Origin of the sequence: Porphyromonas sp. oral taxon 278 str. W7784, assembly GCF_000467855.2 — a bacterium.
Taxonomy (GTDB): Bacteria; Bacteroidota; Bacteroidia; order Bacteroidales; family Porphyromonadaceae; genus Porphyromonas.
This window is the reverse complement of sequence record NZ_KI259221.1, coordinates 82,829-98,450: the sequence shown is the minus strand read 5'-3', so window position 1 is coordinate 98,450 and position 15,622 is coordinate 82,829. Positions and strand designations below refer to the sequence as shown.

The window sequence follows — 15,622 nt, the reverse complement described above, 5'->3', positions numbered from 1 at the left end:
CGCTATTGCCGGGAACAGGCACAAGATGGCACTCCGTAATAATCCCCGCTATGTAACAGTGCTCGGATCCGGCAACTCTGATTCCCACAGACCTTTCTAAAAGAGCAAGAGGGACACGTTGTGAGGTCTCTATAATGAGTCTTCCCTCGCATCATATCCCACTTTGTTGTCTCCCATGCCTTCTTGACTGTCATTTCGGTAATATTTCCAGAACAGAAACTATCCATTCCAAAAGCAAAGGCACACGGATAAATGTCCCCATTGGGGCTAATTGCTACGTGAGATACCGCCCCAGTACAGGATACAATACTATCCATCGAATAATCTACACATCTCTCAGACAATCCAGCCATGGGATCTAAATGATGTATAGCAATTTTTCCCCTATATTTATCTTTGAGTTCCTGGATACGTTTAGAAATATTTCTCCGCTCAAGGGATGTTATATGTAATTCTGGATTTAATGCTGCACGACCTGAATGATCCAAAAGGATAAATGCGATAGCTCTACAGCCAGTGCGAGCTGCATAGGCTGCTATTTCCTCAATCTCCGTGTGATTTTTGGCATGTACTGTTACGGATAGTCCAACTCTAACACCATGTCGTAAGAGCTTTTCTAATCCCTTTTCGAGGTGAAAAAATGCGCCTTTCCCTCTCAAAAAATCATGAGAGGTTGCTGTGACTCCATCCATAGATATTGAAGCGGCTATATTGGGACTACTTAACAACTCTGCTATTTGATCATTAACAAGCATTCCGTTGCTAAGTACATTACAGTGCATTTTTGTTTGGCGAAGAAGCGATAAGACCTCCTCTATCCCATCATATGTAAGGAGTTCCCCACCGGTAAGGGTAACGTTAAACACACGATTATAATCTAACTCTTGGAGGCATTGAATCCAGGAACTGGGCTCTATACATCTTGTTTTCTGTGAACTGTCGCAGGAAACTATACAGTGCTTACAGGCTAAATTGCACCTGTCGGTTATCTGGATTTCTACACTTTTAGGATATTGTAGCTGAAACTGATTGTAGGAATTCTGGAGGTTCACTCTGCTGTATGTAACCCCATTCCCCGTTGCACCTGGACTTATAAGTCCTTCCCAGGATGAGTTTAATCGATTAATTATTGAAAAGATGTCGTATTCTGGTATACCATTCCGAATAGCGATCTCTTCAATAGAAAGGCCATCCTCAATCTGGATCAGAAGTTGCATTATAGACTGGTTTATAGCACACTGCAGCCCTGTATATGCATCAGAGAGCAAATACTCATCCTCCAAAGCAGGCTCATAACGGTACTGCCACCGTTTGCCAATTGAATAGATATTATGATTTACCGTGTTCATATCTCGTTTTAGTGATTTATTTATAATCAGGAAGCAAGGGGGACGAAACACCTCATGGGGTGCACGCCCCCCTTTGCTAAAACCTGAGCTATGCAGGTGCAAGGCGGAGCTATTCAACTTTCCTGTTCATCATCCTTCTTCTTCTTCAAGCTCTCGTCTTTCTTCGAGCTCTCGTCTTTCTTGTGCACACAACCATCATTACAACAGTTGCTCAGACCAAAGCATCCAGATGACGGCTCTGTACCGGCAGCTCCACCTGTTATAGCCTGTAGAGCTTCTTCTGAGAATTCCTTAATATCCATGATCTAACCATAGTTTAGGAAGATTTTAGACAGTTTACCTCCAACCTCTCTATGGTTGGTACAGCAAGGACGACCATATCTCCCTTTGTTTGTCACAAAAGTAGAGCACACCTAATAGCCTCACAATACCCTATTAAGGGTACAAATTGATATGACTGTGTGATTACTAGGTGTTTATGTGTGTTTTCTTGACGAAGTTTTTCTTCTCTTCTTTCTTTCTAACTCCATCACATTATCTACGGTTATGATACCATGTACTTTACAATAAATGACTGCTTGAGGCATGCCATGAACCCCTAGCTTTTCGAATATTCTCTTCCGAATTGTTCCGATAGTCTGAACCTCGTCATTCAGGATAGAAGCGATCTCTTGGCTGGAGTAATTTTGAGAAGCAAGGATAACAACTTCTTGCTCTATAGGTGTAAGTTTGGGTTGCTTATGCCAGTCGCTCTCAGCTTTAATTTTTCCGTTTTTTAGATAGGTTAAGCAAATCTTTCGGCTTGATTTGTCCAAGATATAATTACTCTCAAGGGGAGTATCTTTGGCTGCGAGGTCTAAACGTATTAGGAGTGTTAGAATGTGTTCCTCTTTTACATGAAGGACGTTTGCTCTATAATTTATCGTATGTTCACCATAAGGTGACTTATTGTGTCTGATATTGAAGGAATAAAGGTAAGACTTGAGTGCACTCTTCTTCTCAAGAAAGGATATAAAAAATTTCAGATGAAAAACAATCCTATCTTGCAGCGCATGACATATCTTAGGAGTTCCAGAATTATATTTCTGGTGACATGGAGCATCACAAAACATGCAAGGGGCATCAAGCCGAGGATATGGACTATATGTTTCCAATATGTTAGTTTGGACGTAGTACACGTGATATACCTGCTGAGATATATCTGCAACTAGCTGTACTTGTTGTGCTATAGCATCATCCATAGTGCTATGGTAATAATGATTGGATTATAAAGGAGGAGCATAGATACGTCCCAACTTGCCAGAAAGATAAGGATATTTCTTGAGTTATCATTTTATCCCAGGGCAACCGCATCAAAATTGTCCTTAGCTTTGTCCTGTTAAGCATCACCCTCACTTCCAATGGCCCCCCCCCTTACTTCTCATCCGTCCACGACACACGTGTCGTCGGACGTTGCAAGCACAAACTCAGTGACATCCTCATGGTCGCCCTCATTGCTTATCTCTTTATTGGCGAGGATTATAGCGATATATATCAGCTGTGTCGCCACCGAGGAGAAGAGTTCAAACCTCTGCTCAAATTACCCAATGGTTGCCCCAGCGAAGACACCTTCGAGCGCGTTATGCAAGCCGTACATTCCGATGAGATTTCCGCTTGCCTGGAGGTGTACACTTCTCAGATTATCAAAGATTTATCTGGATTGCACATCGCCATCGATGGCAAGAAAATGCGTGGAACTAATCCTCGAGGGCACGGAGAAAGTAGCTACATCCTCTCCGCTTGGGTCAATGAGCACTCTTTGAGCATTGCGCAAGAAGCTGTAGGTGAGAAGAGTAATGAAATCACCTGTGTACCCAAGCTCCTTGATAAACTTGCCCTTGAGGGGGCGGTTGTTACGATGGATGCCATGGGTACACAGGTAGAAATAGCCGAGCAGAACGTCAAGAAGAAGGGTGATTTTGTCCTTGCGCTCAAGGGTAATCAGCGCCATCTCTTTGAAGATGCCACAGATGCTTTCTCCACACGACAGCTGCACAAGCGACACTTGGAGCAGGTGAAGGGACACGGACGCATTGACAAAAGGAGCTAGAAAATCCTCCCTGCAGAGGGCAATCTTACCGATGCCGTTGCCCAGAGATCGCCGATGTTGAAGAGCTTAATTCGGGTTGAACACGAGGTATCGTTTTACAGCGACCTTTCCCTCTTTAAGTTGCGCTGATAAGCGACGCAATGTCCACTCGTCCTGTTTTGTGGGTAGCCCGAGCAGTAATTGTTTGCGAAAATCTATAGCTATCTGCAACTTTGACTTTTTCACCATATTAGCATCAGGTAGAGTACCATCCTGGCCATAAAGACGACGAATATAATCTTCATTGTGGTGATGCATCCCGATGAGTAAACGACAAGTGCGAAACATATCATCATTACCTTCTTCAACATAATCTCCAGGAAGATTATCGACCTGATCAATGATGAGTTTCCAGCCCCTTAGGTTGAAATATCCAACACAAAAATCGACTCGCTTCACACTGGGGGACTCCATTATATTTCTGAGCCCCTGCTCAAACTTTAGATCTATATTCATCGTATATACGTGCCATAGTATGCTTATTGCAACACTTCCTATTTGCTAGTTATCCGCTTGTCAATTCCTCTTCAGCTAAAGCGACTTCAATTTACGGGTTACTATCACAGAGCGGTTTTCCTTGTCTATAGTACCAATACATCAAAGATAAGCATTAGAGCCGAGTATATAATAAATTATTCTTTTAGTCCTCTCGAGTTCCTGCTTCTTCCTACTTTTTCCAGCCTTATCCTCATTTAATATAGGGCATAACACCTGCCCTTATCTTTGCCTTACATAGTACTATATATCAAACTATTGGCATCATTATGGACAACAACCACACAGAGGACTACGTACTGGTCCTAGAGGACCGTACAGAGGTCCAGAATGCATCCGAGGTAGGCAAACTCTCCATCATCTCGGACATCAACGAAGAGGGCGAGCTCAAGACGACCGCCGCCGAGGCTACCAATCAGAGTAGCTTCCTCAAGTTCAATAACCAAGACGGGCTGCTGAAGAACTTCATGAAGAACTTCCTCAAGCAGTTCAACGACCCAACTCGCTTCGGACTCTACAAGGTCCTTGCAAGCAACGTCGAGCAAGGTGTAGAGAGCCTTCGCTCCTCTTTGCAGAATCGGCACCATCCTGCCTCCGAAGAGCTCATCAAAGCACAGCAAGTGTCCTTCGAGGACTTCCTTCCCATGCAGAAGCGTACTACCGCTATCGATCCCGAGAAGATCGACTGGCGTATGCTCGAGGATCTTGGCCTCAGTCGCGAGAAGCTCGAAGCCAGTGGAGCGCTCGAAAAGATGCTCTCCTGGCAGAAGAGCGACCTCCTCCCCATCGCAGTACCCTACGGCAATAGCTCGATCTACACCGAGGCACGCCTAGCGTTCCGTACCGACGATGATGGCAACATCGGTCTTGCCGTTCATGCCATGCGCAAGGAGCCCCAGCTTGACTTCCCCTACATGGGCTACAAGTTCAGCCCCGAGGATAAGGCACAGCTCCTCAAGACAGGCAACCTAGGCAAGACCATCGAAGTCGTCACCAAGCAGGGAGAGCTCTTCGACGCCTACGTATCCATCGACCCACAGACCAACGAGCTGCTCGCCTTACGTGCTGACCGAGTATCCATCCCCAAGGAAATTAAAGGGGTGACGCTCTCTGACCAGCAGTACAAGGACCTCGTCGAAGGTAAGGCGGTCAAAGTAGAGGGTATGACTTCCAAGAACGGCAAGTCCTTCGACGCTACGCTCCAAGTCAATGCCGATAAGAAGGGCATCGAGTTCATCTTCGGCGACAGCAAGAGCCTCCGGGAGCGCCAGGAACAGTCTCTCTCCCCAGGGCAAAGCCAGGGCGCTCCCCGTAAGCTCTGTGGACTTGAGCTGACCGAGAAGCAGCGCGAGGCTCTTGACTCGGGACGCACCCTCTACCTTAAGAACATGGTCGACAAGGAAGGCAAACACTTCAACGCCTACGTCCGCATGGATAAGGAACAGAGCCGCCCCCGCTTCTTCAAGTACAACCCCGAGAAGAAGCAAGGGAAGCAGGAAGTCGAAGCCGTAGCCGAAGGACACAAGACCCAAGTAGCAGTGAACAACGAAGGCAAAACCAACGAAGCGACCAAGCACCTCAAAGAGCCCCTCAAGTCTGAGCAAACAGAACCCACATCCGATCAGAAGCAGAAGCAAGAGCGTAAGGCTCGTCGTGGACGTAAGCTCTAAGGATGACAGCAAAGACACAAGACCATGACGACCTGTATCATCGCAGAAAAACCCTCTGTAGCTCGTGATATTGCCCGCATCGTCGGGGCTACACACCCACAAGACGGCTTCATCGAAGGCAAGGGCTACCTCGTCACTTGGGCATTCGGTCACCTCATCACCCTAGCCCTGCCCGAACACTACGGACTCGGGACATACAAGGCCGACGAACTCCCCATCCTCCCGCAGCCCTTTCAGCTCATCGTTCGACAAATCCGCAAGGGGAAAGCCTTCGAAGACGACCCAACAGCTCTCAAACAGCTGAAGGTGATCCGCTCCTGCTTCGAGCGCGCCGAGCAGATCATCGTCGCTACCGACGCAGGAAGAGAAGGAGAGCTTATCTTCCGCTACATCTACAGCTACCTCGCCTGCCGAAAGCCCTTCCAACGGTTATGGATCTCCTCCCTCACCGACAAGGCGATTCAGGAGGGGCTCGCCAAGCTCAAACCCGGGGAGCAGTATGATGCACTCTATCTGGCAGGCAAAGCTCGTAGCGAAGCCGACTGGCTCGTCGGCATCAATGCCAGCCGAGCGCTCTCGATAGCTCGCCGTGGTGCCTATTCTCTGGGTCGCGTACAGACCCCGACACTTGCCCTGGTATGTCGTCGCTTCTTAGAGCACCAAGGCTTCTCATCCCGCCTCTACTGGAAGCTCCATGCCACGATTGAGCAAGACGGTATCCTCCTCAAGGCGCTTTGTCAAGAGCACTTCGAGGAGAAGGATGCAGCACAAAGCGCCCTAAGCGAGCTAAGTAGTCAGCCTCATCTGATGGTCCTATCGGTCGATCGGAAGTGCACCGAGACCCCACCTCCGCTCCTCTTTGACCTCACCACGCTTCAGAAAGAGGCCAACCGCAAGCACGGCTTTTCGGCCGACAAGACCCTGTCGCTAGCCCAAGCGCTCTATGAGAAGAAGATCATAAGCTACCCCCGCACCGGGAGTCGCTACATCAGCGAAGATGTCTTCGAGACGATCCCCACGCTACTCCATCAGCTTGGTGTCACACTTAGCCAAGCGCTTAATCGACATGCTGTCGATGATCATCGGGTGACCGACCATCATGCCCTCCTCCCTACAGGTGAGTCCCCCGAGGGACTATCCCCAGAGGAGGCGACGATCTATCAGATGATTCGAAGCCGCTTCATCGAAGCCTTCGCTCCCAACAGCGAAGAAGAGCGCATGCAGGCGGAGCTGAGCGACGGGACCTACCACTACAGCTGGCGGGCTACCCGTAGACTATCGCTGGGCTGGAGAGCTTATTCGCAAGACGGAGGAAAGGACAAAGCGGAGGCAACAGACGACGAGGACGAGCTCCTCGAACAACTCCCCATGCTCGCCGAAGGGGAGCGCTTACCCCTTCGTCACACTGAGATCACGGAGCATCAGACTAAGCCCAAGCCTTTGTTTACCGAAGCCTCCCTGCTCTCCGCCATGGAGCATGCTGGGCGGGAGCTGACCGATGCCGAGAGTCGCAAGGCGATTGCTGAGTGCGGGCTCGGGACACCCGCTACTCGAGCAAGCATCATCGAGACACTCATTCTACGCGAACTCATCCGTCGGGAAAAGAAGACGCTCATCCCCACAGAGAAAGGGCTGTCCATCTATCAGCTCGTCAAGGACCAGGAACTAGCCAATGCCGAACTCACGGCCAACTGGGAGCTCTCCCTCTCAGCTATCGAGGCGGGGAAAGCTTCTGCCGAGGACTTCGCTCTCCGTATCAGAAGCTACACCACAGACATCTGTCACAAGCTCCTGGCCCTGCAGACTGAAGCTCCAGCTTATCCTTCCTATCGCTGTCCGCTCTGCGCCCAGGACTCCGTGGGCATCTTTGCCAAGATCATCAAGTGTCGCAACGAGGCGTGTGGCTTCCACATCTTCCGAGAGATCTGCGGGGTAAAGCTCACAGAAGCACACATCAAGGAGCTCCTTACCAGTAGACGGACCAGCCTTGTCAAAGGCTTTCAGAACAAGGCAGGCAAGAAGTTCAATGCCCATATCACCCTCCGGGAAGATGGCTCAACGGCCTTTGAATTCGCCTCCAAGGGTAGTCCTCAAAGAAGTCGCTAATCTTCCTCGGGAAAGTACCGTATCAATCGAGAAAAAGTGGCTAATCTTTTGGGCAAAAGATTAGCCACTTTTCGGCGGAACTTTAGTGACTTTCCGGACGACCTCTAGAATCCCCCTCAGAAGCACAAACTCAGCTATGCCTTACAACAAGAAAGCCGTACTTGCGGCCAATACCCAAGCGATTCGTATCGTCCTTCGCCTCGAGAAAGAACAAAGGCTAGCCACCGAAGAAGAGCGGGTCATCCTTGGCGCCTACCAAGGCTTCGGAGGGCTCAAATGCGTACTGAATCGCACCGACCAGCCCGAGGATATTCGCTACTGGGCAAAGTCCGAGCAAGAGCTCTTCAAGCCCACCTGCGCCTTGAAGCAGCTCATCTACCGAGAAGCTCCCGATGCTCTGGTCGCCAAGCGCTACTGGGAAAGCATCAAGGCAAGTATCTTGACCTCCTTCTATACCGATACGCGGATAGTCTCCGCTATCGCCACAGCCCTAGCCACGACGGGAGTGGAGTTCCGCTCTTGCCTAGATCCATCATCCGGGATAGGAGCCTTTGCCGATACCTTTGCCCCTTATGCTCGCCGTGTCGACGCACTTGAGAAGGACTTACTCACGGCTCGGATAGCCCAAGCACTCCATCCCCTTGGAGAGAGCAAAGTCACTGTTCGCCAAGCCCCTTTCGAGTCCCTCGGCGAGCTCGCTGAGGCGGACCGGTATGACCTCATCACAAGCAACATCCCCTTCGGCGACTTCATGGTCTATGATCGCACCTACTCCAAAGGGAAGGATAGCATCAAGCGGGAAGCGACACGCACCATCCATAATTACTTCTTCATCAAAGGGCTGGATAGCCTACGAGAGGGTGGCATCCTGGCGTTCATCACGTCGCAGGGATTACTTGATTCCCCGTACAACGAGATCTTCCGACGCTATCTGATGGAGCAGAGCCGACTCATCTCAGCCATTCGCCTACCCTCAGGCATGTTCTCAGAGCATGCCGGGACCGAGGTCGGCAGCGACCTCATCGTCCTGCAAAAGCAAACGGGCAAGGGGATAACGCCTGGTGAAGAAGAGCGCTTCGTACGTACTGCAGCTGTGCCCAGTGGCGATGGCTTCTCCATAGCCTTCACCCACAACTCACTTTTTGAGAGCCCATGGGAAGAGATCCGCTCGCATACGATCGCGACCGAGCGAACCATGGGAACCAACCCCTACGGGAAAGCAGCCTGGATATACCAATTTGATGGGGGCATAGACGAGATGGCTGATAGTCTACGGATACAGCTTGCTCAGGATGTAGCACAGCACTTCGATCGAAAGCTCTACAAAACAGGAGTAGCAACGACTGAAGAAGAGCGCCAAGCAGAAGCCGAGAAGAAGCTACTCGCTCTCGGAGTGACCGTAGGATCCCCGCAGAAGGAGGCTCAGAAGAAAGACAAAGAAAGAGACGATGCCTTTAAGCTGATGCCTAAATCTATCGAGAAGAGCCTCCCCCGGCTCTACACGACAGAGAAAGAACTCCTCGGTGATCGTACCGCCTATGCTCGCTACTTCTTCCCCGCTGGAGCTTACACCGCCTACCTCCTTGAGTACGACCCCAAGGAGCGTATCGGCTTTGGGGCAGTTACCATGGGCTATGGATGGGAGCTCGGGAACATCTCGATCGATGAGATGGAAGAGGTCCAGGTAAGAGGGCTACGCATCGAGCGAGACCTCTACTTCTCTCCCACTAAGCTCCATCAGATAGAAGAGCTGGAAGAGCTCGTACAAGGGCACTTTACTAAGGAAGCTCTACAGGCTGAAGAGAACCCGACAGAGGAGCTAGACAAGGAACAAAGGACACTCTCTAAGGAAGAAATTGCTCCTGAGGGAGTCCCTGCACTCACCCTGTTTCGTCAGTATGAAGCGCCTGAGCGACGACCCGACATGGAAGCTCCCCGAGAGATGAATGGGCAGACCGTGTACTTTGATGACGATCATCACCCCATCATGCAGGCAAGCCACGAGCAGGAGGAGCTACTCTTTGCCCCAGAAGAATACACCCTCTGGACTCTGGAAGTAGGGCGGGTGAGTGCCGAACTCAAGGCTAATACCCCAAAGCATAGCCCCTCCTCACAGAAGGCTCATACGGAAACTAAGACCCAAACATCCCGCAGGCGTAAGCAGCCTGCTCGCGATACGCTCCAAGAGGCTTCTCTCTTCGACTTCACAGATGAAGCGGGACAAGGCCAGGTGGTCCCCACAACCGAGTATCGGGAGGTCTTTGACACATCTCCTCGCCCCTTCCTCTCCGCTCCCGACAGCCACCTTCGCGATGGCTCGATCGTCGCGCAGAAAGGACAGGTAGGCTACCTCTCTGACCTCAAGAGGCGACCAACCTTTCACCCCATGGATCTCCCTCTAGCTCAACTTACTCGCCTAAGAGCCTACATAGAGATCCGCGAGAGCTACCACCGGCTCTATGACTATGAGGCCACCAACCATGCCGAGGACAAAGAGGAACGGGAGAAGCTCAACCGGCTCTACGATGCCTACGTCGCTCGCTGGGGGGAGCTGAACAAGAAAGCCAATACGGACGTCATCAAGATGGATGCCACGGGGCTAGAGATGCTCTTTCTTGAGCGGTCTATCGATGGGCACTTCGTCAAAGCAGATATCTTCGATCATCCGACAGCCTTCTCCTCCGCCGAACTTTCGATAGCTTCCGACCCGATCGAAGCTCTAGGAGCCTCGCTCAACAAGTACGGAAGTGTGGAACTCTCCTACATGGCTTCGCTACTTCCCGAGATGGAGGAGAGTGACATCATCTCTGTCCTCGAGGGACGTATCTACTACAATCCTGAGGTAGGTGGCTATGAGGTAGCCGATAAGTTCATCTCGGGCAACGTAATCGAGAAAGCTGATAGGCTTGCCTCGTGGCTCCTTGACCACCCCGACCACGAAGGAGGGGAAAAGAGTTTGGCGGCTCTTATGGCAGCACGCCCAAGGCCTATCCCCTTTGCCGACCTGGACTTCAACCTCGGGGAGCGCTGGATACCAGCAGCTGTGTATGGCGAGTTTGCTTCCGACTTCTTCGGCACAGAGATCCGTGTGGCATATCACGCCAACATGGATGAGTATACCATCACTTGTGATCGGAAGAATGGTAACATCTGGCATAAATACGCCGTACAAGGGGAATTCCGTCGATACGACGGGCTACACCTACTGAAGCATGCCCTACACAACACCATTCCCGACATCAACAAGAGCAAGGAGGTCATTGATCCCTCCTCGGGAGAAACGAAGTCCATCAAGGTGCGTGATGGCGAGAAAATCCAGCAAGCCAACAGCAAGATCGAGGAGATTAGACAAGCCTTTGTCGATTGGCTCACAAGACGTCCCGAGACCTTCAAAGAGCAGCTCACCGATCGCTACAACGAACTCTTCAATTGCTTCGTGCGCCCGAGCTTCGACGGAGCACATCAGAGCTTCCCCGACCTAGACCTCAAGCGTCTCGGCATCCCTGACCTATACAAGAGTCAGAAAGATGCCGTATGGATGCTGAAAACCAATGGTGGGGGGATATGCGACCATGAAGTAGGGGCGGGGAAGACGCTCATCATGTGTACCGCGGCCTATGAAATGAAGCGACTCGGACTGGCAAATAAGCCCATGATCATAGGGCTCAAGGCTAACGTCTTTGATATCGCTGACACCTTCCGAAAAGCCTATCCTAATGCACGGATACTCTACCCCGGCAAGGATGATTTCACCAAGCAGAACCGCCAGCGCATCTTTGCCGACATCAAGAACAACGACTGGGATTGCATCATCCTGACGCACGAGCAGTTCGGGATGATCCCTCAGGCCCTGGAGATACAAGAAGCCATCCTGCAAAAGGAGATGGACTCCGTAGAAGAGAACCTTGATGTCCTCCGAAGAGAAGGCAAAGACATCTCCCGAGGAATGCTCAAAGGACTCGAGAAGCGCAAGCAAACACTCGAGGTCAAGCTCCGCGACATCCAGGACAGCATCTCCGAGCGTAAGGACGACGCCGTAGACTTCAAGATGATGGGCATAGATCACCTCTTCGTCGATGAGTCACACCAATTCAAGAACCTCATGTTCAATACCCGCCACGACCGCGTATCGGGTCTGGGAAATCCTGATGGCTCACAGCGAGCACTCAACTTGCTCTTTGCCATTCGCACCATCCAAGAGCGTTCGGGCAAAGACCTAGGAGCGACCTTCCTTAGCGGCACGACGATCTCCAATAGCTTGACCGAGCTCTATCTACTCTTCAAGTATCTCCGCCCACAGGCCCTCGAGAAGCAAGGCATCAATAGCTTTGATGCCTGGGCTGCCGTCTTTGCTAAGAAGAGCACAGACTACGAGTTCTCCATCACCAACGAGATCATCCAGAAGGAGCGCTTCCGCACCTTCATCAAGGTCCCTGAGCTTGCAGCTTTCTATGCCGAGATTTGTGATTTCCGCACAGCAAAGGATATCGGGATCGACCGCCCCGACAAGAATGAAATCCTGCACAACATCCCACCAACACCGGAGCAGGAAGATTTTATCAAACGATTGATGGAGTTTGCCAAGACGGGTAATGCCACTGTTTTAGGGCGTGAACCGCTTAGCGAACGTGAAGAAAAGGCCAAGATGCTTATCGCAACAGACTACGCCCGCAAGATGAGCTTAGATCTACGAATGATTGACCCAGCCTACGAAGACCACGTCGACAACAAGGCTTCACACTGCGCTAAGATGCTGGTGAACTACTATCAGAAGTTTGACGTGCAGAAAGGGACGCAGTTTGTATTCTCTGACCTCGGGACGTATAAAGCTGGGGAGTGGAATGTGTATTCGGAGATTAAGCGCAAACTCGTGGAGGATTACCACATTCCCTCCCACGAAATCCGCTTTATTCAAGAGTGCAAAAACGAGCGTGCCAAGAAAGCGATGGTAGAGGCCATGAACCGAGGAGAGATTCGCATCATCTTCGGCTCAACATCTATGCTCGGCACTGGCGTTAACGCGCAGCAGCGAGCCGTGGCCATTCATCACCTCGACACCCCCTGGAGACCATCGGACCTCGAGCAGCGCAACGGGAGAGCCGTGCGTAAGGGCAATCAAGTAGCCAAGGAGTGCGCGAATAACAAGGTCGATGTCATCATCTATGCCGTAGAGCGATCGCTCGACAGCTATAAGTTCAACCTCCTACACAACAAGCAACTCTTCATCAACCAGCTCAAGAGCAATACCCTCGGGGCACGCACCATCGATGAGGGTGCTATGGACGAGGAAAGTGGAATGAACTTCTCCGAATACGTGGCCGTACTCTCAGGTAATACCGACCTCCTGGAGAAGGCAAAACTCGACAAGAAGATCACAGCCCTGGAGTCAGAGCGCAAGAACTTTATGAGGGAGCGAGATTCAGCTGCTGGAAAGCTCTCCGAGCTTCAGCACTCGGTGGAGTTTCATGCTTCTCGTGTCGCAGAAGCCAAGCACGACCTAGCCCAGTTTGAAGCACGTGTTGTCAGAGATAGTGAGGGGAATGCAATTAATAAGCTATCGATAAATGGAGTATCCGATACTCACGATATAAAAGCAGTTGCAGCTCGCTTGCAGGAGATAGCCGAGAAAGCACGCACGAATGGCGAGCACCACAAGATTGGTACGATTTATGGCTTTGACATCTTCGTCAAAACGGAGAGCTCTGCAAAAGATCTCTTCCAAAGCTCCGTCAATCGATTCTTCGTCAAGGGAGAGGGAAGCATCTACTACACGCACAACAATGGCAAGCTCGCCAGCGATCCCAAGCTCGCCTACCAAAACTTCCTCTCTGCCCTCGAGCGCATTCCCAAGGTGATGGCGACCCACGAGAAAGAACGCGCCAGAGCCGCACAAGACATCGAGATCTACAAGGCGATGGCTAGCGGTCAGTGGAACAAGGAGGACGAGCTTCGATCGCTCAAAGCCCAAGCGGCAGAGCTTGACAGAAAGATAGCCTTAACACTTGCCCCCGTGGAGGAAGCCGAGGCAGCGGGAGAAGAAATGAAGCAGAAAGAGAACGTACAGCAGCAACCCAATGGAGGAGACAACACGCGCCCGATATCCACGGAGCGCTTAGCTACACCAGAAGAATCATCCTCCTTGACTCGACCCACGGCTTCCCGCCCCGATGAGAAGGAAGAAGCTGTGAGTAAAGGCGTCTTCGCTAAACCGAAGATAAGATAGAAAGCAAGCGCCCTCCTTTATGCTGATAAAGGAGGGCGCTTGCTTTCTATCGATCATGGAACTTCTTTTCCAGTAGACTTATTCGTTCCAGCAAAGCACCAAAGGGCAAGGATGCTCCATAGATCATAGACTGCTGCATATCCGAATAATCCCGTTCCCAAACCGACCGAACCTCTTCGGGTGGACATAAGACGATACGATCTCGAATGTCAGGAGTATAGTCTACTCCCGAAAGGCTAGTAAACACTTCACGATGGTGGGCAATCGTATCCCATAAATGATCGTCCTTTATGGCTTGGATAGCAAAAGGAGCATCCATCATCTTCTCCAAGTCATATAGATGACGGGACTTACGCTCGGCACTTACCCCTCTTTGGCTCGTGAATAGCTCATGGAGAAGAAAAGCCTTTTCTAAAAAGGTTTTCTGCGGAGCTGCCGTGGCTATACTATGCGCAGAAACGAGCCCAGTATCAATCTGAGGGAATTGAGTAGTGACAAGACTCTGAATCGAGGTATTCACCGTTGGCTCAAACAAAGACCGGGCTCCGATCTCCAGCATCACTCTAGGTTGGAGATACTCGTTGAGAGGGAAGAGAGTTCGATAGTATACTTCGATCTTTCTAGGCTCCGGATAAGTATGATCGCCTTCTCCATCATCCTCGGGAACAACAGAGCAGTACTCATCTAAGCCATAGGACACCATTGTTGCCTTCAGAAGACTTGTCAAGTCATCGCGAACGAAAAGAGAGGACTTCTTGCGTAAGCCCTTGATCTGCTTCTTTGTTAAATTGCCATGAAGATCAAAAAAACTCCGATCAACGACAAGATCAATATCTTCCGAAAACCGCTCGATCAGCCCAAAAGACTTGCTTAGAGAGGTTCCTCCCTTAAACACAAGCTTATCAGAAAAAGGGAGTGTGAAAACAAGTTGTAGGATGATGGATACCCACAAATCCTTTTCTACCGCTTGCTCAGGAAGACCTAGGCGAACGGCCGTCTGTGTGATAAGAGTACGCTGCTGTGAAGGGCTAAGAGAAAAGTAACTATTCATAGGAGCCTTTGACGAGTGTCCTTATCCAAGCTGGCATCAGTGGATAATCTCCCGAGATTTGCTCTTCTCTAAGAGGGGAGAGTATCTTCTTCAGATGTTGCTTATGAGCGTCGGTTATATGGTCTTGACCAATCTCTTGAAGAGCAACAGTAATCAACTGGGATATCTTATTCTGGAAGGATAGTTTCTTCGGAACAGTCTGCTTGAATGTGATTCTATGACCATTAAAGAGTTGTACGCTCCGAGGACTCCCATCGGTTAAGAACACGAGGTTCATGGGAACCTGTGTTGTGAAGCCAAGCACGTTCATAGCATAGGCTCCTGCTGGAGCAATACGAGCTTTGTCTCTTTGAGCAATACTCTGGGCAATCTCTTCATAGGAAGGATAAACAACCCCAAGACCTAAGACCTTGTCCTCCTTGGGGTAACAATAGATCCCTCGAGCAAGACGAATGAGTGTGCCTTTGCTGGCCAACCGCTCCAAGGCTTTTAAGACGCTAGTGTTCTCCCCAAGGGAGACAAAGTTCGCTGGAAAGACGATTGTACCCCTTCCGCGCTTTGATACACTCTTAACGATCTTGTCATCAATACTCTCCATGC

General features: G+C 50.4%; 10 protein-coding genes. 4 read left to right on the top strand and 6 right to left on the bottom strand.

Features of this window, described 5'->3' with window-relative positions; translation table 11 throughout:
• Window positions 1-2: 2 nt before the first annotated feature.
• From HMPREF1556_RS08575 to HMPREF1556_RS00395, 3 genes are all read right to left on the bottom strand, one after another.
• Window positions 3-1,349, bottom strand: a complete 1,347-nt coding sequence (locus tag HMPREF1556_RS08575) for a radical SAM protein (protein ID WP_083476353.1) — start codon at window positions 1,347-1,349, stop codon at window positions 3-5.
• Between the two features lie 113 nt (window positions 1,350-1,462).
• Window positions 1,463-1,651: a hypothetical protein gene (locus HMPREF1556_RS00400; protein ID WP_005467927.1), complete on the bottom strand. Its 189-nt coding sequence runs from the start codon at window positions 1,649-1,651 to the stop codon at window positions 1,463-1,465.
• Window positions 1,652-1,825: 174 nt separating this feature from the next.
• Window positions 1,826-2,590: a helix-turn-helix transcriptional regulator gene (locus tag HMPREF1556_RS00395; RefSeq protein ID WP_021666179.1), complete on the bottom strand. Its 765-nt coding sequence runs from the start codon at window positions 2,588-2,590 to the stop codon at window positions 1,826-1,828.
• 86 nt (window positions 2,591-2,676) lie between these two features.
• Between HMPREF1556_RS00395 and HMPREF1556_RS00390 the strand changes: the two genes are divergently transcribed.
• The gene (locus HMPREF1556_RS00390; RefSeq protein WP_157047498.1) at window positions 2,677-3,438 is read left to right on the top strand and encodes an ISAs1 family transposase; all 762 of its coding nucleotides are present in this window, start codon (window positions 2,677-2,679) and stop codon (window positions 3,436-3,438) included.
• Between the two features lie 66 nt (window positions 3,439-3,504).
• Here the strand turns inward: HMPREF1556_RS00390 and HMPREF1556_RS00385 are convergent, their stop codons facing one another.
• Window positions 3,505-3,933, bottom strand: coding sequence for a hypothetical protein (locus HMPREF1556_RS00385; RefSeq protein WP_005467930.1), 429 nt, complete (start codon window positions 3,931-3,933; stop codon window positions 3,505-3,507).
• A gap of 308 nt (window positions 3,934-4,241) precedes the next feature.
• Between HMPREF1556_RS00385 and HMPREF1556_RS00380 the strand changes: the two genes are divergently transcribed.
• The 3 genes from HMPREF1556_RS00380 to HMPREF1556_RS00370 all read left to right on the top strand — a co-directional run bounded on the left by HMPREF1556_RS00380 (window position 4,242) and on the right by HMPREF1556_RS00370 (window position 13,971).
• Window positions 4,242-5,642, top strand: a complete 1,401-nt coding sequence (locus HMPREF1556_RS00380; RefSeq protein WP_021666177.1) for a DUF3945 domain-containing protein — start codon at window positions 4,242-4,244, stop codon at window positions 5,640-5,642.
• A gap of 24 nt (window positions 5,643-5,666) precedes the next feature.
• On the top strand, window positions 5,667-7,748 hold the full coding sequence (locus tag HMPREF1556_RS00375; RefSeq protein ID WP_021666176.1) for a type IA DNA topoisomerase: 2,082 nt from the start codon (window positions 5,667-5,669) through the stop codon (window positions 7,746-7,748).
• 136 nt (window positions 7,749-7,884) lie between these two features.
• Window positions 7,885-13,971 (top strand): helicase-related protein, encoded by a 6,087-nt coding sequence (locus HMPREF1556_RS00370; protein WP_021666175.1) that lies wholly within the window; start codon window positions 7,885-7,887, stop codon window positions 13,969-13,971.
• A gap of 46 nt (window positions 13,972-14,017) precedes the next feature.
• Here the strand turns inward: HMPREF1556_RS00370 and HMPREF1556_RS00365 are convergent, their stop codons facing one another.
• A complete protein-coding gene (locus HMPREF1556_RS00365) occupies window positions 14,018-15,022 on the bottom strand; it encodes a nucleotidyl transferase AbiEii/AbiGii toxin family protein (protein ID WP_021666174.1) in 1,005 nt (334 codons plus the stop codon).
• Window positions 15,015-15,620: a DUF6088 family protein gene (locus tag HMPREF1556_RS00360; protein WP_021666173.1), complete on the bottom strand. Its 606-nt coding sequence runs from the start codon at window positions 15,618-15,620 to the stop codon at window positions 15,015-15,017. The genes HMPREF1556_RS00365 and HMPREF1556_RS00360 overlap by 8 nt, the downstream gene beginning before the upstream one ends.
• Window positions 15,621-15,622: the final 2 nt, after the last annotated feature.

Bases quoted from the DNA above. Each gene is read 5' to 3' on its own strand.
- HMPREF1556_RS08575 (WP_083476353.1), bottom strand. From the start codon at position 1,349: ATGAACACGGTAAATCATAATATCTATTCAATTGGCAAACGGTGGCAG.
- HMPREF1556_RS00400 (WP_005467927.1), bottom strand. From the start codon at position 1,651: ATGGATATTAAGGAATTCTCAGAAGAAGCTCTACAGGCTATAACAGGT.
- HMPREF1556_RS00395 (WP_021666179.1), bottom strand. From the start codon at position 2,590: ATGGATGATGCTATAGCACAACAAGTACAGCTAGTTGCAGATATATCT.
- HMPREF1556_RS00385 (WP_005467930.1), bottom strand. From the start codon at position 3,933: ATGAATATAGATCTAAAGTTTGAGCAGGGGCTCAGAAATATAATGGAG.
- HMPREF1556_RS00380 (WP_021666177.1), top strand. From the start codon at position 4,242: ATGGACAACAACCACACAGAGGACTACGTACTGGTCCTAGAGGACCGT.
- HMPREF1556_RS00375 (WP_021666176.1), top strand. From the start codon at position 5,667: ATGACGACCTGTATCATCGCAGAAAAACCCTCTGTAGCTCGTGATATT.
- HMPREF1556_RS00370 (WP_021666175.1), top strand. From the start codon at position 7,885: ATGCCTTACAACAAGAAAGCCGTACTTGCGGCCAATACCCAAGCGATT.
- HMPREF1556_RS00365 (WP_021666174.1), bottom strand. From the start codon at position 15,022: ATGAATAGTTACTTTTCTCTTAGCCCTTCACAGCAGCGTACTCTTATC.
- HMPREF1556_RS00360 (WP_021666173.1), bottom strand. From the start codon at position 15,620: ATGGAGAGTATTGATGACAAGATCGTTAAGAGTGTATCAAAGCGCGGA.